Here is an 18,538-nt window from a genome sequence, read left to right as displayed (position 1 = left end):
CTCAAATAGCCCGGTTGCGTTCGCCGGGGACGTGAGCGCGACCGATTTCGGTGTCCGACGGATAACTCGCGTCTAGAAGGTCTCACCACTTATGACGACGCGCGAGAGCCCGCTGTTCAAGAGCGTCGCCTTGATGCCCTCCGTGAGTGGGACGAGTGCGATCACGGACGTCCGGACACGTTTGATAAGCCGAGGAAGGTGTCCTAGACACTCGCATTCGAACAGTTCCAGTGCGCCCTGGCCAGACGGAGTACACCCACCCACACAATTCATAGATCTGTGAAATAGGCTTAGAACTCCAGCAGATCGAGTTCCGATTGCAATTTATTCTACCCCGTACTTTGCGTCTCCCTCATATGTGACGACGAACAGGATATCTTCGATGCTGTCGTTCTCGAAGAGATCGACCACGGCCGGCGTATTTGGAAGCGAGAGCGTCCACTCCCCGACGGGGGTGCTTGACCCGCCGATGATCGAGTACCAGCCACCACCGTTAGCCCGTCGGGTACTGATAACGCCGTCGACGGGTGCCGCCTCACCACCGATCGACGCGTCGGATCCCTTCTCGGAGAAGTACAATCCGACGTCAAGTTCCGAAAGCGCGTCCGTCGCGTCGCTCACGAAGTAGAGCAACACCTGTTTAATGTCGATATCGTCGAGATTCGGTGGGAAGTCGTCGCGCGTCGTTTCGAACGAGACCGTCATCGGCGTCGGCGACTGCTCGGGGTTGTTGAGGTCGTACCACTGGTCGGCAAATTCATCCTTAAGAGTGAACGCCCGCTCCCCGCTTCGCTTCGGATCCTGCTCCAGCTCTTGAAGCACCTGCTGGCGGTAGTTCTCGCTATCGAGTGCGGTGTACTCGATCGTGACGAGTACGTCCGCGATGGAGTCGTAGTCGATGGGATTTGCCGCTTTTGGCATCCGGAACTCCCAGGTCATGTCGACGCCCGTCTTCTCAAACGGCAGAAGTTTGTCCGCTGATTCCGGTTCCAGTTCGAACAGGCCGGTCGCGTTCGTTGGTGACGTGAGCGCGACCGATTCCGGCTGGCGACGGATGACTTGCGTCTGGAAGATATCACCGCCCGTAACGACGCGCGAGAGCCCACTGTTCGAGAGCGTCGCCTTGATGCCCTCTGTCGGTGGTGTGAGTGCAATCACGGATGTGCGGACACGTTTGATGAGCCGCAGATAGTGGCCGGGGAAGTCACGGTCGAACTGTTCCATCGATGTGGCGAAGTTCAGCACGCCCGTCTCGCGGAAGCGCTGGAACTCGTAAGGTGCTAGTTGCGACAACGAGAACGTCTTGGTGAGTTGGTGGGCACGCTCATCTGTCGTCAGCGCGTACTCGTTCAGCTTGGTGATATCCTGTAGTAATCTGGCAGATCCCGTGAGACCGCGTCTATCTTCGGTCATCCCGTCTACAAGCATGTTCTCAGATGGCACGTTCCAGTAGTCCTCTTGGATGATGGCTGCGGGCGTTTCCTGGCGCTCAAATGCGAGCTGGTTCTCGGCGAGCTTCGCGATAGCAGTCGCCTGCTGGAGGAAATACGAATAGACGTCTTCGAGGACGTTGCTCATCCAGAGATAGAGGTGCCGGTTCAGGAATTTGGTGTCCAAGAATTCGAGCATATCCTTCGCGTGCTCGGACTGGAGCTTCGCAATCTCTCGCTCCTGCCCAACGACTTCGACGCGATCCTTGGCTATAGTTATTTGCTGTTCGCCAATCTCCACATCCTTCTTGGCGAGGGTTTCCTGGAGCTCCCACTGTTGCTTGCTACGTTCATGACTAGCCAGAAGTGCTTGCTCTTGAGCAGCCCTTTCAGCTGCAATCGCCTCTATACTATAAGGCAAGGATGCCATGTAAAATGGAACAGCGCCTGCACCGGTAACACTGCCAGCTGCCTGCGCAATTTGAGCTAAAGTTGTCTGAATTGTTGCTTGCTGGCGTTGACCTGCCACACGATACCCTAAACGAATTACCTTCTCTTCGTATTGATTTAACCCTGCCTCTATCCATTTTCGATAGGTCTCTGCTTCTATTGTCGCTCGATCACGCTGTAACTCTGATAACCTCACACCGTCTTTGGCTTCTCTAACACGAAGAGTCTGCAAACGAACGCCGGCACGAGCCTGTTGGAGGCTTTGCTGTGCCTGCAACCGTTGATATTCTTCTTGGTCGTACCGTTCTAGAGCAGCGAGAAACGACGCCTCGACGTTCCGAGCCTGTTCGGCCAATCTCGCGGCTCTCTCCATGAGTGCCGTGTATCGATACTGCGTCGGCTGGAATATCGCCGTCCCTGGAAGTGAGAGTTTCCCACCGGTCAGCGTCGGGAGGCCGCTCTCCACGTCGGTGGGTGCAGCGTACGGTTCGAGCTGGCGTCGCATCCCGGCGATGTTCATGCAGTTACGCAGTTTGAACAGGCTGTACGTCGCGCGAAGGGCCAGCGATTTCAGAATCGGGTTCTCCGGGATGCAGAGCCCGAGGTAAACGTTCGGATCGAAGGGCTCCTCGTTCGAGGTCTCTTCGTCTTTGCTGGGGTTCTGCTTTACTTGCTGACTAACTGATTTCCCAAGAGTAACTAACTGCGTGTGGAGATAATCGTTCGCTACGATGGTCGATTGCAGCGCCTCCCGTCGCTCCGTTTCAATTTCGAAGAAAGTCTCATAGGTCGGTGGCTCCTCCGCCTTGGAAACCTCGTTCAGGTGCTCCATGGCCGCGGAGATGCTCGCACTGATGTCTTCTCCGTCGGATAGTATCTGCAGAACCGTCTGGACTGCGTCCTGCTTGTCAGCATAGTTTTTGATACTTGATATCTCATTCGCTATCATCCAGAAATTCGGCGACGTCACTGGATCGTTTTTGAGGTTCTGGATCGTTTCATGCTTGCGAAACGTCCATTCGACTTCGGCGCACGGGTCGTCTTCCCGCTCTAGCTCGTCCGATTCGAGCAGTTCCTGGGCCCGCTCGTATAGTCGCCGCGCCCGAGGGACGGATTCCGACGTATCGTAGGTAAACTCTGCATCCGCATAGTCTAGGAGACTCCGGATGATCGAGACGAGAGTGAATCGAGTGTACGCCTTCGGTCGTTTATTCGCTGCGACTTGGTGCGGGTCCAACGGATCGACTAACCAGTCTTCTTCGCGCTGGTACGAGGGGGTGACTCCGGGATACAGGGAGAAAACTCCTTTATTCAGCTTAGATAAGGGGAATATTCTTCGCGAGTTCTGCGACGAACCGGTACCATCGTCCGAGATGGTGTAATCGTAGATGGTCCGATACCAGTCGAGAGAGGCGTCATACTCTCCGGTTTCTTGCAAGTGGCTCGCGATCAGCATTGGGATGAAATAATATGCCTCGCGCGCGTAATTCGAATTGTTCTCGTTCACTAGGGAAATGAGCGGAGTCCACGAAGTCGACCACTCTACGTGGCTAAAGACGAAGTCGATGTGTCTCCTCCGCAGGTCCTGTCGACCGGAAAGCCGTTGTGGAATTTTGAAACTTTCTGGGGTGTGTGGCACCTGCGGTGAAGCCTCGAGCTGAAGCTCGAGACCGAGTTTGGTAATCGAGGGATTACTCTCATCCACGGTTGGGTCGACTTCTGAGATGTAGAGCGATCGGAATTCCGCCGAATCTGCCGATCCCGGAACGTGCTCATATGTTTTTGAATCCTTCGTCTGAAGGCCAACGAGCATCCAATCGGCATCCGGTTTTGGATACCCCCCGCAGTGTCGCGCAATGCCAACTACTGATGACGGAATCTGCATGTCGTTCCTCGAATATTCATATGGGATGATATCAGTGAGGATCTCCGATTTTGTCTTGCCAACTCGTGTATCAGAAACGGGCTTGCTTCCCTTGTAAATCGGTCCAAATACTGCGCTTCGACCGATTGTTTCTTCCCCGTAGTACAGGTGGATATTCCCGTCGTCATCGTGGACGGCACCGATATTGTCGACTAACAGTCCCTGTTTGCTGGGCCACCACACAACTGAAGGCTGGATTTTTAAGTTCCCCCCTCGTTTCTCCCCAGTGATTGTAAACGATAGCCCCTCTGGTTGGGGCTCGTTTCCGGAGTCCGTAAACAACCAGAAGAAACGACCGACATTCTGAGCCCAGACAGCCGGTATTTTTGGGGCGATCGCAATTGATGACGGTCGCGGAGTCGAGGTAATCGGTGCTTCTTGTTTTTCTTCTTCCTCCTCGGCCCAGCCGTTTTCTGAAGGGTTGAAGACGAAATAATACGATTTGTACGCGTATGCCGTTTTATCGATGGGCTCGTGATCGTCTATGACCTGAATTATCAACTCTGGACGATAGTCGGTATTTGGTTGCTGAATGACGAGTGCGTGGAACGAATCGGCATCGGAAGGTAGGTTGAGCGATTCGGGTTTCTCAAGCCAATTGTGAGTATCGAGATCGTAGTGAGTGAATACGAGCTTTTCTATGCCATCTTCGACCTGTTTAGCGAACAGGTAGATTTTCCCCCTGTAGGGTACTGCTCCGAACAGTTCGGCGACGTCGCTCAGGCCGTCGATTGCCTCCCAATACGTCTGCTCCCCACCAGACTTCGCTGGATCGTACGCGGACCAGTAAACTGTTGATCCGTCCGTGTCGGGTGTCGTACCGCCAGTTTTCGGAATATTCAGGTCGCCGCCGCGAGCGAACATATAGAAAAGGTCACGTCGCCCCTCTTCCGTCTCCTCGCAGGATCCACCGCTGGTGATACGGGTATTGCCCCAGCAGGTCGCATCGAACGTCAGCGAAGCAATGTCTCGATAGTAGTCTGAATACTCCTGTGCGATCCGACACGCGCGATCTGGCGTGAGTCTGCGACCCGACGTCAGTGAATCCACGGCCGTTTCGAAAGCCGGTGTCGTCTCCCGTCGAAGGGTGGGATCGAGGACGTTGTCTGGGTAGAGGAACACCGACATCGCCGATTTCCAGGTCGCGTACGATCCGAGCCACTTCCACCGCTTGTCGTACTGGTCGTCGACGAGTTCCACGGTGGTCCCCTCCACGGCTGTGAACTCGTCCTCTGAACGGAGCGTCTCGATGAGCGCCTGAACCGTTTCGATGGCCTGGGACATCCGAGTAGTTTCCTGACAGCCGTTCGCCTCCGCGTCGATCAAGAAGCTCTCGGTTACCCACTCGGCGCCGGCACCTGTCGGGTCTCCGTCTGCAGGTACCTCGACAAGCCCGTCTCGAAGGGCGGGGAGTGTCTCCTCCTCGATGGTACTGACGAGTTCCTCGATGGTCTCGGTCGTGTTTTCGTATTGGTCGATGCGAGCCTCAAGCGTATCCTCCCAGTCGTCCCGTGCCTCGCGGTCGTACAACCAGTACGATGGTGACTCCTCGCTCGGCCACACCGGGCCTGGCGTAAGCTCGGTTTCCAGCGTGAAAAACGCGGGGCCGAGGACGAGCCCCCTTTCGCCTTCACCGATGTCGAGGCGCCGTTCTTCGAGACGCCAGTCTGTATACTGCCGGCACTTCCAGACCCGAAGTAGGATGTGGTGGACGTGGTCCCACTCCTCGTTTGAGACGGGTCGGTCTTTCTCGATTTTTCTCCAGATTCGGTGCAGATAGTCGAAGGCGCGTTTCGAGAGGGTGAGCTGGTCGAGTCGCCCCGAGATGTCAACGCCGTTCTCGAAGTCCGCATTGATGGCCACTAGCCGTTGGGGAGCAACGCCAACCTCGTTCCTCAGTAGCTTTGTGAAGTGATTTCTGGCCTTCGCGGTGGTATCAGGGATATTCTGGGGTTCGAGCTCATCGTGCTTTTTCTGGAGTTCCGTGGTTCGCTGCTGGTAGAGCGGGAGTGCAGGATTCGTATCAATTGGGTCGGTGAACTCGGTGTCACGGACGAGATCGGGGTCGACGATTGCTGGTTGGTTTCGACTCCGGAGGGCCCGTTGCCACAATTGCCGGGTCGTTGGACTTGCTCTCCACGTCGGCAGTCTTGCTTTCAGGACTTGCCAGTACTTGAGGTCCGATTCCTGGGTCTTCCAGTGCTGGTACTTATCATCGTCTTTGTATTTCTTGACGGTGGTGAGTATCGCGTAGAGCTCGTCGAGATCCTTCTCGGACGGTGGTTTACCCGTGGATTTGGGTCTCGCGAGCTGCCACATAGTGGCGACGTGGCTGAACTGTGCTGGCTTGAGATAGAGTTCGTTGGCGACTCGCTGGTGGCCGCTGGCTTCATCGAGGTCGATCGCGGTCGTGACCGAACTGAAGTACTTCTCCCAGGTGGGAACTTTCTCACCAGCTTCGGACGGTGGTGCTCCGTAGACCGAATTTAGGAGTTTCTCCACGCCGTTTTTCGTTTCGGGGGTTGATTTGTACGTTTGCTCCAGTGATGCGGTCGCGGCATCGAGTTGTGCCTGTCGGTCTTTCCAGACCGCCACCGCGGTCGTCTTTTGCTTGATTCCGGAGACCTTAAACCGGAACTCGGTCTCCGCAAGCTGCTTCTGCGTTACGAGTTCCGGGTCGATCAAGGGTCGCTCGAACGTTAATGGAGTCGAGCGCTCGGGCTCCGGAATTGGAACGACCCCGAGCAGCGGGTGAAGTTGGGATTCAAGTCGTTTGGACCACTCGCCCTGTTCGGGTTCACGGAGGGACTCCCAGAAGGTCTTCCCCCCGAAGACGATTGCCTCGTTGGATTCTTCTTCGATCCACAGTCCGTAGAGGCTACCCTTCATCGACTGGACGAGAATCGAGATGAATTCATCCCATTCTTCGTCTGTCACCGTCTCGAATCGGCTGTCTCGCTGAGATTTACTATACTTCCGATAGATCTCCATGAGGCGGGTGAAGCTATCCACCGTGAGCGAGAGTTGCTTGATCTTCTCCTCGGTCGACTCGACTTCGTCTCCACTCTCAAGCTTCTCGAACAGAGACTCGAGCGTCCTGATGAGGGTGCCTGCCTCCCCGAACTGCTTCCAACCACTCCAGGGGCCAGGGCGTGGCTTCCCCATGTAGTAGAGCCGCGTCTTATTATCCATCTTACGGAGTAGTTTCTTGACGTCGAGAATGGGTTTCCCATCACCCTCGATGGTCGTCTCTCGGACTTCTCTCACCCGGTTGTCGACCCACGTACGACGTTTCTTCCAGAGAGAAAACGCTGGGTTATTTGCGACGGGATTCCGGAAGTCGTCCGGTCCGATGACGTCGGGGTCAATCACTGGGCGTTGTTCCTCGGACTCCGTCGCGTATACGTCGACGGGGTGATCCAGACCGTACCACACTCCCTCAAGGTATTCGTGTCGCCACTGCTCTAGCTGGGACGTTTTGACTTCACGATTGATATCCGTCCCATTGGTCTCCCGTAAGCCGACGAGCGCTTCCAGCCTGGTCTCGGTGATATCGCTCGGTGTGAGGAGTAACTCGATGAGATGCTCGACCCCGATGCCGAGTCTGTTCGCTAACCGCTCACGTGACTCTTCGTCTCCATCGATTGCGTTCTGTAGTTCATCACGGGAGGTCCCGATTTCGGTCAGCAGCGTCTCGTATGCGTCACGAAGGTACGTCTGCTCGAATGTGTCGAGTCGGTCGAGTTCCTCCGGTGATAATTGCTGACTGTCCTCGTATCGCCGTAACACCTCGACGCAGAGTCTGACCTGTCGAACCGTCTCTTCGACAGCCCGACAGGACGCGGATAGACTCCCGAATGGCTGGAGGAGCATCGATCCGAGGTCGTCAAGCGAGACGCCCTGCGTGGTTGGGGCCTTCCGGACGTGTTTGTTGACGTAATGAATGAGGTCTGCAAGATACGCAATCGGACTGACAGCCGACTCACAATCCTCGCAGTCGGTACATCGCAAACCTGCCTCCTGCTCGGGATTCTCGGCACGTGATTCTCCATCAAGGCCATCGAAACTCGATGGAAGGCCGTTCGCCTGTTCTGTGAGTTGAATCACGCCAGCGTTCTTGAGGTAGTCCTGCTGGACGACGGCCGTGGTATGGAGGACGCGTGGCTCAAGTTCAGGAGGGCATATCGCCTCTAGCTTCTCCCGGGGGGTGTCCGCGATATCCTGGACACCGTAGAACTCGTGGTCGATCAAGGTTGCATTCTCCTCGACTGTCGTGGGGAGAATGCTAAGATTCACGTGAGCGTCGAGCTTTCGGATGGTCGGTTCGGCTGCGAGATTCTCGACTCCCTCAATATTGTGGACTCCGCCAGCCTTCAGGATATCCCGCGAACTCTTGAAGTCTTTTGTCTTGAGAGCCTCCGCGAGATGTCTGAACGCTTCCTCTTCTTCCACCTCAACTATTGCATCTAGGCTGATCGCTTTCGGTTCAGGCGGCTCTACTATCGGAATCGTAAGAGTGAGCTCTTCTTGCTCGGGTTCAATTTCGACGACGACCTCGTGCATCGACACACCGTCTGGATCAACTATCTCGAATCTGAACTCGCGGCTCGACGGGTCGTTTACATTTACGCGATACGTCGCGATAGTATTCCCTTCTTCGTCGGTCATGTACCGGCCGATGGATTCCTCACCCGTTTCGCGTAATTCCACCACGCGCAGACGGTACTCGGCTACCGGTTCCCCGGTCTCTTCATCTTGGAGGTTAACGCGGAGTTCTCTCGTATCCCATGTCGCCATCTCGTCACGGAGGATTCGTAGTCGCTGGAAGATCGATTCGAACGATTCGCGGAGGTCGAGGGGGACAATGCGTTCCTCGATGGCATTCTCGAGTGCACGTTGGAGGTCCTCGATGTCCTCCGACAGCAGGTCGTCGAGCGATTGGTCCTGAGAGGCGAAGGCGTACAAGACGGCAGGTGGGAGATCCGTTTCACCCGCATGCCTGGCGCACTCGACAAGGGTCTGAATCCGAGTCGGGTCGATATCTGCTGCCCCTGCTATGAATCGGATTTCCTCGGGAGTTAATTCAGCCAATTCGGCGTCATCCAAGTGGTTCGAGATATTGGCTAAGAGACGTTCGTATTCGGTCGGGGCCACGGAGATCTCGTGTACAATCGTGAAATTAACCGTCTCATCGGGTTCAGCGTTGTAGATGATGTGGTCTCGGTCGGTTTCAGCCTCGAGTTCTGTTCCGACATCGTTGAAAATGCGGAGCAGAATGTTGGGCCCCTCTTGACCATCCTCCGTCTGGGCCCATGGATACAAAATCTCGTACTGGCCTTCTTCGTTTGTCGTTGTTTCGCCCACTACGTGCTCGCTACGAAGTTCCCGTTCGAACAATCGGACAGTGATGTCACTGAGTGGTTCGCCCCCTTCAAATTGAACCTCCCCGTGAATACTGAAGACTTCAGATTCCTCTTTTGAGGAATCAATTAATTCCAATTCAACGGTGTCACCGAATTCCTCGATACGTTCCTGAAGTTCCCGTACCCGATGTTGCGTGAGATCCCCGACGATAATGACACCAGATTTTGAGATCTCGATTGACTCTTGTTCTGCTTCCAGAGCATCTAAGAGGTATTCTTGAATTTCGTCTTCGTGTTCTTCACTTGCCTGTATTCGTAATTCAAATTGACTGGCCATATATATAATTTTTTGATTATTTTTCGTATTCTTTGTATTCTTCTCCAGTCCCATCCGAGCGTAGCTGGAAGCTTGTCTGAGTGGCGGTGAATTTTAGCACCCTGATTTTTCGCCCCAGATCCCCCTGATGACCCTTCGGATCATCCGTGAATACTGCTGACAATGAGTTCCATTTTGTTGGATTCTCATCGGCACATCCCATGAGGCCACTCGTTTTGCCCCCGCCGGTAGCCTGCTGCCGTTGGACCTCCAATAGGAGACTTAACATAAAATATGCTATATCTCTAACCTCACCCCAAGAAGCTGTTCAACCCTCCTTTTTAAAAACCTTCACCTCTTTCCTAGTCCCTGGAAATTTGACTGTATAGCGGTGGTAAGACGATTGTTGAGTGGAGCAGGCGTTTTCTCATTGCACATATAGTAATAGTCTTCATATTTTTTCGATTTGAGAATTCGGCCTTCATAGAAGCGGGACAGCGAATGATCAACCCCTTCCCTTCTCTTCTGAAGGGTTGGCCTTGTTGAAACCCTCAATCGGTGATAGGTTTCAGGCCGCGTGCTGAATACAGAGCGCTAGTCTCGCACGACCCGTTGCGGTAGATTAAGTGGACTTACATCTTCCAAGCGAGCAACTTAACTGGATGGTTTGCCGAGGGGCCCGACACTGGCACTCGCGCCTCTCACCATTGTTCTCACAAGGAACACGCTACTAGTATTCGGAGAGCGGATTGCCGTGGTGAGGTGTGTCGAAATATCGATTACCGCCCAGCGAAGGCCAGTCAGTGTCTATCCTCTCATCGAAAGACCAGATTACGGCTCTGGGCACAGTTCATAACAAAGTATCTCCGAGTAGCCTAATTCAGGTCGCAGCATTGGGACGGGGTCACTATCGAGGATCGACAACATGGATCAACTGACACGCCGACAGGCGCTCCAGCGAGGCGGAACCACAGCACTCACACTTGGTGGACTGCCGGTGACGCGGACAGTCGCCGCCAATCCAGACTCCAGTGGGAGTCATGGTAACGGAACGGATATCCGGATAGCATCGATCGCGGAAGACGCGTACCTCTACGGACTCCAGCAGGCCGTCTTCTACGAAACTCGCTTCAACTACACACAGAAGAAAAACAGCGACGTCTTTGTGGGCGTCAATCGGTTGTACTTTCCCAACGAGGGGCGACCGATAACGGCCGACTTCACGGCTATCGTCAGCCCAAACGCCACCACCCTGTACGCGATGGGCTTTCTCGATCTGCAGGACGAACCCGTCGTCGTCGAGATGCCCGAAGTCACCGATCGGTACTTCTCGCTACAGTTGATGAACCAGTACGGAATCTTCCCCCTCTACGCCGGCAATCAGTTCAACGGCACCGACGCGCGGTCGTACCTGATACTGCCGGATGGCTATGATGGCGAGATTCCGGGCGACTTCGCCGCGACCGACGTCGTCCAGACAGGGACGAAGACCCTGCTCACCCTCGTCCGGTACGCGCTGAAAGACCCCACGGACGACTCCGAAATCGCTCGCGTCAACGCTCTCCAGGACCAGACGACGATCACTCCGCTCGGCAAGTGGCTCGAAAACGGTCACTCGGGCGTGCCGCGGGCGGCACAGCCGGTCGTCGCCGGCGACTACGAGACGTTCCTGCGAATGGAGGAACTCACGACCAGGCAGGTCGAAAACCAGACTGCGGCGGACTTCTTCACCTTCCTCGACCTCGTCCTGAACGACCCGAGCATGCCGCTCATCGACGACTCCCGCAAGGAGGCCGCGATGCTCGACCGGCTGGAACGGGTCGGCATCGCCCCGGGACTGGAGTTCGACTGGTCCGCCCTCGATACCGATGTACAGGAAGCGCTGACCAGGGGATTCCAGAACGGATTCAATCGCGTCAGGACCGCCATCAGTGAGGAGCTGATCGACATGAACGGCTGGAACCTCATCGCGCCGACGGGGGACTTCAGGATCGACTGGCTGACCCGGGCCGTCATGGCTGACTTCGGCTGGGCAGGCCCCGACTCACCCAAATCCCACGCCGCTGCGTTCCGATTCACCGACGCGGCCGGCGAGCAACTCGACGGGTCGACGCGCTACACCATCACATTCGACCTCGACGACCTCCCACCAGTCACCGAGTTCTGGTCGATCCCGATCTACGACGCGCAGGGCTACTTCGTCGAGAACGAACTTGACCGCTACAGCATTAACAGCTTCATGCTCGAAGCGGGTCAATTACACACCGACGCCAACGAACTCGTCATCTACGTCCAGAACGAGAAACCGGACGATCCGGAGACGGTGATGAACTGGCTGCCGGCCCCCGAAGGAGGCATGCGCTTCGCTGCGCGGTTCTATGGGCCACGCTGGTCACTGGTCGACGGATCCTACGACATGCCCGGGGTCGTCCCCGTGGAGGGGTGACGAATGCAAACGTCGTCTTCAACCAGACGGATGGCCTGCTGCACGCACCCTCAGTTCTCAGCAGGTTCGTACTGACAGATTCCAAGTGAAAAGAGAACCAATAGTCATGAGCAACGAGACACACGATACGACCGCTGAATTGAACGCCGAACTGCTGCGAACGACCCGCCGTACTGCGCTTCGCGGTGCGGGACTCGCAGGTTTACTCGCGATGGGCGTTGGCGGCGCCAGTGCCAGCCACCATTCCTCGGAGGCGAACACCCACGAGGCTGAAAGCGAGACGTCAGCAGATGACGAGTCAGTCCCAGTGTCCTGGGAGAACTTCCCACGGTCACAGATACATCTAATGATGGAGAACATCGTCGAACAGGGCGGGTTCGGCGAATTTTATCATTTCCCGACGATAGTCGGCCCTGAGGTGCGGATCGCGGCCTTGCCCAATCGCGACACGATATATTCGATCGGTGTCTTCGACCTGACCGAGCCGGTCACCATTACCAAGCCGGACACCGGTGATCGTCACCAGTCGATGGTCGTCATGGATGAGGACGCGTATGTGAAAGAGGCGTACCAGGATTCCGGCGAGTACACGTTGACCCAGGACGGGGTCGGGACGCGGTACGTGTGGGTCATCGTCCGCACGTTCGTCGACCCGAACGATCCGGATGACGTAGCAACTGTCCATGAATTACAGGACGAACTCGCAGTGAGCCAGGACTCAGCCGGCGCGTTCGAGATTCCCAATTGGGACCGCCAGGCACACCAACAACTCTTCGACGCGCTCGTCACAGTCATGAAAACGATTGACGACTACAGCGGTGCTTATGGCGACGTCGACGAGGTCAACCCTGTGAAGTACTATCTCGCCACTGTGACACCGGGCGGCGTTCCGGAGCCAGAAACGATCTATCTGCAAAGGGTCCCCGACCAGAACGACGGTGACACGCCACACACGTTCACCGTCCAGGACGTCCCCGTCGACGGGTTCTGGTCGGTCACCGTCTACAACAACGACGGGTTTCTCGAGGAGAACGAGTACGACGCGTACTCGTTCAACAACGTGACTGCAGAGCCGAACGATGACGGTAGTGTCACGATCCATTTCGGCGGTGACCCCGATCAACCGAACTTCCTCTACACGCCAGAGGAGTGGTTCTACGTGATCCGGCTCTACGGTCCGCGCGAGGAGATTCTCGTCGGAAGCTATCAGTTCCCCGAAGCCCAGTCGGTGGAGTGAGGCAAACGCGCGGATATCGGTCTTGACGCTTCAGGCGACTGAATCGCCGCGAAATCGAATATCGGCTCGTCTGCTCTCTTCTACCGACGGTCATATGCTGAACTTATCCTCTATATTCAGTACCCGATTTGTGTCAGCCAGGGACGCTTCAACAGGCGCGGCTAAGCCTATTTATCCGACTTTTTCCCTCTCTACTATCGGAGCGTCGTACTCTCAATCCAGTATCGCACGCCCACTCGTTAGTACCAGCTACTAATCTCGACCAACCTGGACCACGCTCTGGCCGTCTCATTACTCGGCGACAGTCCCTTCGATGCCAGTGATATCACAACCCCGGGTGTTCTCGTCGTCCCGGAGATGCCGACACCACCCCCGCCCCGGGGGGTGTAACGTAGCGCTGACCATGGTCATCTGCGGTAACTCCGGCTGAAATCCCGTGCCGATTACCCTGTAGAGAAATTTAATCTAACTGCCTATACGAGCAATCTTTATACGGCTTGTGACTCTAGGCGTCCGTACGACAGCCGTTGGAGTGACGGACGACCACTGGGAGTCCGGAACGGCACGACATTGCCGCTCTGCGTGCGGTTTCTCGTTCTGCGTGCAATCGACGATTTGTTGGGGTGAGCGTCTCCTATTGCTTCTATCGGTCCTATGGGTCAGTGGCGGAGCGTGGACGAGAACAATAGCGCCGATTGTGATATCACTCGATTCGGGGGGTGTCTCAGGTGGTGAGCGTGGATTTCACTGGACAGCTGGTGTCCCGGCAGCTGTCGACACCCGGCGAGTGATATCACTCACGTCGGCCTGCCGTCACGTCCGAGCCAGTACTGAGCGTTCCATTACGAAGTGCGTCACTGACGGACAGCGACCGACACCGCCGAATCAAGACTCCGTCTCCGCGGTGAGACTACTGCTCACGCCATTGAGTCGGTCGACGGCTCTGCCTCGACGTTTCGTTTGCCACTGTTACTGGACGCAACGGTGTGGGTGACGTCGACGATCTCGATCGTGACGTGGTAACTGTGCGCTATCTTGCGGGGGAGAAGATGGGCTGCTATCAGTCCGAGCCAGGAGTATCGCAACGGGCCAGTACTCTCCGTATCGAAGCGCAGTACCGTGCTTCTCGGTTGTCGTGCGTCGTAGCAGGCGTTTCGCTACTTTGCTCCTGTCGTCTGTTGCTCTTTGGATCGCTGTCGCCGATACAGAAACACGAGCAGACCGAATCCGATGAGTACGGCAAGTACTCCTGGAACAAGATAGACGATGTTCGGCGCGCAGTGATCCGGACCGCCGGCAACCATCGTGCACATCTGTCGCTGGAATGCATACCAGACTCCGATACTACCGCCAACGATACCGAGAACGCCGAATCCCTGGCCCAGACGGTGCCACTCCATACTGTCTCGGTCACTGTGAGTCAGTAAATGTCTTCGGAAGGAACAAACAGTCGTTTGACCGAGTGACACATCGTCCGTCTCGGCTACTGGTCGTGAGACTGCAGTGCTCTGGCGGGCGCTGTCGCTACTGGCTCTGGGGCGACCATCGCTGGCGGTGGTCGGCGACTACTCGTTCGTGATGACGGCCACGAATTCGTCGTCGAGGCGGTTGATGAGGTCAGCAGTCACGTCCGCCGGCAGGTCGTCGACTGCCGCAAGCGCATCGTGGAGGTAGTCATGCAGGGCATCGAACGCCGTTGTCTCTCCGCAGTCGTCCTGATCGAATTCGTAGTCGCCGCGACGCAGTTCCGTGACGTAGGCGCGGCCGGCGTGCTTTGCCCGCGCGATATCGTCGAGCCAACGGACGAGGTCATGGTACCAGTCGTCTCGCAGTTCATCGTCCGAAGCGTCTGTGTCGGCGCTGGCCGGCTTCCAGGCGTCGAAGTCAGTTACGGTGTCGGCACGCTCGGCGACAGACTGAGCGGTGTCTAGCTCCGTCTGCAGCCGCGTCTGGAGATGCTCCTTGCTGCAGTAATATGAATTGGCGGTCGGTGACGGGTTCTCGTAGAGCTGGTCAGTGACGAGGTTCGTGTACGTCTCGCGAATGTGCTCCTCGCCACGTTCCTGCTCAGTGTCTGCGACACGGTTGGTCAGGTGGAGACAGTAGGTGTCGACGAGGTCGTCGATCGTCTCCCGTGGGACGACACCGTTCTCGTAGGCTTTCGAGCGCGCTAGCCCGGTGAGAATGCGAGCGGCGGGCCGATGACTCGCCTTCAACGTGTCTTCACTGACGCGGCTCTCGTGGATTTCGAGGTCGTCGTTCCAGTACCCGCCGTCCTCGGGATTCTTGACCGCATCCCGGAGTGTTTCCCAATCGAGTTCTGGGCCAGGCTCGGCGAGGTCCTCAGGCGTGACCGTGAGATAGTACGAGTCGGGCTCGAACTCCGCTACCGATGTGTCGGGGTCGGACTCCAAATCGAGTTCCTCGACGGTAATTTCGTTGTTGGCGAGCGACTGGAGGTCCTCGACAGAAACACGGCCGTGCTCGATATGGGCGGGGTCGAGGTCGTCGAACGCTTCGGTGAACGCCTCGTCGACGAGGGTGCGAACGAGCGCGCCCTGCGAGCAGTCGTTGAGTGCGGCGAGCGCGTCGAGCTTGGTGTCGCCGCTGTTGTCGGTCCAGAACGTCTTCTGGACGTCTTTCCGACGGGGGTCTGTCTGGGACTGTTGTGTCGTCTGGGTGGTTGCGGGCATCTATCGTTCCCCCAGTGGTGGCAGGCCGACATCGTCGGGCTCGAGCGCTTGCAGCCGTCTGTACGGTGCGGGGATGCCGTCGCTGTCGGGGTCGAAGATGTCGTGGCGGATCAGCCACGTCCGCGCGGTCCTATAGGAGACGTCGAAATGGGTGGCCGTCCCGGCGATCGTCTCCTCCCGCTCGTAAACTGCTCGGAGGCGGTCAGGGTTGCGGTACGGCGGCTGGTCGTCGCGGGTTGTTGTAACGTTGGTCTCGGGCTCGGGCTTGTCAGGGTCGCTCTGCTGGGGGTCTTCTCCGGAAGCGGTAGGGTTGTTACTCATTGGCGGACACCTCCGATGCTGTTGGTGTCGGGGCGTCGTCGGTTGGCGGCGTGGAGAGCCGGGGGAGGCGGGCGATGGTTGTGAGCGTGCCGATACACGTCGGGGGCGCGTCGCTACTCGGGTACTCGGTGACGGTCATTGTCGACGAATCCGAATCGGCGGGCGTGCAGTGGTAGTGTGCGTGCTGGGCCTGCTGGTGAGCGGTCGTGGTGGTCGGCGGTACACTCAGGACGAGGCGCCCCCCGAAGGGGGTGGATGTGGTGTCAGCGACGGTGAGGATGGTCCGTGGTCGCTCGGTGGTGGTGATGCGGACGCGGTCGCCGGGCGTCAGTTTCTGGACGAGCCCGCTAGGGTCACGTGGGTCGAGCGGCGTTGGGACGCCACCGGTCATTGGGTGTCACCGCCGTTGGGACTACTGATGGTTTGGACGGTGGCATGGGTGTGGTGCCAGGCGTACTGGCCGTCAGGCCGGCACTCGTAGCGGGCGAGCCGGGTCTGGGTGGCCTCGTACTCGTCGTAGTAGGTGTACTGAAGTCGGTAGCAGTCGTGGCACGGCGTCGCGAAATACAGGACATGCTCGCCGGGTTCGGGCCCACGGCTCCGTGTCGTTCACACTGGAAACACGCTCACCTATTTCCTCTATGACGCGCTAGCCATCGTTCGTGTACGCACACCCATAGTGGGTTGCGACCGTCCGATAGTCCATCCGCGCACTCATCGCGTCATTCGTCTCCGCGACGTTTTTCGCGTGTTCAAGGACGTCGAGATACACTTCTCCGACCTGCTGGTTCTCCGTGCGGTTCCTACGGGAGTCATCGTCGTGCCGCTGTAAGTTACTTGTTCGTCGAGCCTTATTCGATTCAACTAGTGAACAATAAACTCTCGGGACGAACCCCTCTTCAGACGCATCATGGTTAGTAGAATATACTAACCGAGGGTTGTTATCATGTGCAGAGGAGAAATTGCGCATCCCGTCGATCGTTCTCCATCTCTGCAGTTAGCGGACGGCGTAGGAAACTGAGGGTGAGGTGGGGTGACTGATACTGTCCACACTGTCCGGTTTGCCACTGCGACTGCATTCCACTGTTTGAATCTGTTGGTAAAAGGCGTGAGCCATCCAGAGTAAAAGTGAAAGTGAATCCAAATCCCGAAGGGCGCTACTCACTATCTATCCAATATACCCTTGACGCTCCCTCGTACGGGAATTCACCTTGTAACTGCCGGAGCAGTTGTGAGACGAATATTCTGAAGTTGGAATACTGTACTAACCTCTAATGGCGAACCGGATCAAGTAGTCCGGCGATGGACTCGTCCTCCAGATTACGATGCTGGCCAGGACGGCAGGCCTCGTCGAAGAGGATGAGCAAGACAATCCAAAGTGGCAGTCAGGGGCGATGGCGCCGCAACGGCCAGTACTCATCGGCCGGTCCACGGCGAACAAGACGCGCTGTAACCTCGTCAGCGTCGATTTTGCACGACGACGACCGGGACATCAGTGCGCTCCGTGATACGTTCATAGGTTGGTCCGAGGAACTGATTCGCGCGCTGTAGTCCCTCTGTCTCCCCGATCACGATGACGTTGTGGCGGCTCGCCCGCTCGATAATCGCTGCCTCTGGGTCAGACGCAACTTCCACGGTGACTTCAAGGTCACTCTCGGTGAACCCGTGGTCAAGCAGCGCTCGTTCCACACCACTGAGCATCTTGCTTGCGGTCTCGACGTCACTCTCGTCAGCCGCGACGTGGAACAACTCCAGCGCGAAAATCGTCTCCGGGTCGAATGCAGTGAGGAATTCCACGATCCGATCAGCGTTCCGATCGTCACGCAGCGGGACGAGGATGTTGTTCCACAGTGTGATTCGGCTCGGAATGACGACCGCGTCGGCGTTGGATTCTTCGGCAATCCGGGTCTTGAGGCCGGTCATCTGTTCGCCCGCTGGGCCGAAGTGCAACTGGACCTCCGTCGACGCACCGGCATGACTGAACTGGGCCGCCAACTCGTACAGTTCGGCTTGAGCTTCGACCTTGTGTTCCTCGCGGACGACTGCTGGATTCACCCCCTCGGGGGTCTTCCAGTAGCCGAACAACACGATATCGAAACCGGTCAGCCCCTGTATGTTCGTGTCCGTCAAGGCGTCCTCTTGAGGAAAAATCACGGGGATAAGTAGCGTCATTCGGCTCATGGAGTGCCTCGTGACTACCTACGGGAGCTTCAAGTGAATACCGGTTACGCTGATAGCACTTGTCACTGCGTAGTAGGTGCACACGCTCGGGTTTCAGCTCGTACTACGAGTGACCTCCTCCACGCCCTCAAGGGCGTGGCATCCAACCATGGGATATCGGCCGGTCGTGGCCTTCGC

8 protein-coding genes are annotated in these 18,538 nt (G+C 56.8%); 3 read left to right on the top strand and 5 right to left on the bottom strand.

All coding sequences use genetic code 11. From position 1 onward, the window contains the following. Positions 1–324: 324 nt before the first annotated feature. The gene (locus tag ACRYA2_RS24385; protein WP_433633983.1) at positions 325–9,504 is read right to left on the bottom strand and encodes a Tc toxin subunit A-related protein; all 9,180 of its coding nucleotides are present in this window, start codon (positions 9,502–9,504) and stop codon (positions 325–327) included. Between the two features lie 904 nt (positions 9,505–10,408). On the opposite strand from ACRYA2_RS24385, the gene ACRYA2_RS24380 reads away from it, so the two are divergent. From ACRYA2_RS24380 to ACRYA2_RS24370, 3 genes are all read left to right on the top strand, one after another. Further along, on the top strand, positions 10,409–11,929 hold the full coding sequence (locus tag ACRYA2_RS24380) for a DUF1254 domain-containing protein (protein ID WP_433633981.1): 1,521 nt from the start codon (positions 10,409–10,411) through the stop codon (positions 11,927–11,929). A gap of 106 nt (positions 11,930–12,035) precedes the next feature. Next, positions 12,036–13,166, top strand: coding sequence for a DUF1214 domain-containing protein (locus ACRYA2_RS24375; RefSeq protein WP_433633979.1), 1,131 nt, complete (start codon positions 12,036–12,038; stop codon positions 13,164–13,166). A gap of 986 nt (positions 13,167–14,152) precedes the next feature. After that, entirely contained in the window at positions 14,153–14,593 is a 441-nt protein-coding gene (locus tag ACRYA2_RS24370) for a hypothetical protein (protein ID WP_433633977.1), read from the top strand. 138 nt (positions 14,594–14,731) lie between these two features. Here the strand turns inward: ACRYA2_RS24370 and ACRYA2_RS24365 are convergent, their stop codons facing one another. From ACRYA2_RS24365 to ACRYA2_RS24350, 4 genes are all read right to left on the bottom strand, one after another. After that, positions 14,732–15,859: a hypothetical protein gene (locus ACRYA2_RS24365; RefSeq protein WP_433633975.1), complete on the bottom strand. Its 1,128-nt coding sequence runs from the start codon at positions 15,857–15,859 to the stop codon at positions 14,732–14,734. Next, positions 15,860–16,180, bottom strand: a complete 321-nt coding sequence (locus ACRYA2_RS24360; RefSeq protein WP_433633973.1) for a hypothetical protein — start codon at positions 16,178–16,180, stop codon at positions 15,860–15,862. Next, on the bottom strand, positions 16,173–16,571 hold the full coding sequence (locus ACRYA2_RS24355; protein ID WP_433633971.1) for a hypothetical protein: 399 nt from the start codon (positions 16,569–16,571) through the stop codon (positions 16,173–16,175). Before ACRYA2_RS24355 ends, ACRYA2_RS24360 begins: the two co-directional genes overlap by 8 nt. A gap of 1,067 nt (positions 16,572–17,638) precedes the next feature. Beyond that, complete coding sequence (locus ACRYA2_RS24350) at positions 17,639–18,310, bottom strand: hypothetical protein (protein ID WP_433633969.1); 672 nt, start codon at positions 18,308–18,310, stop codon at positions 17,639–17,641. Positions 18,311–18,538 lie beyond the last annotated feature (228 nt).

The organism is Halomicrococcus pelagicus (assembly GCF_050954125.1).
The sequence above is the reverse complement of the archived record's forward strand: the minus strand, read 5'-3'. Positions and strand labels throughout refer to the sequence as shown.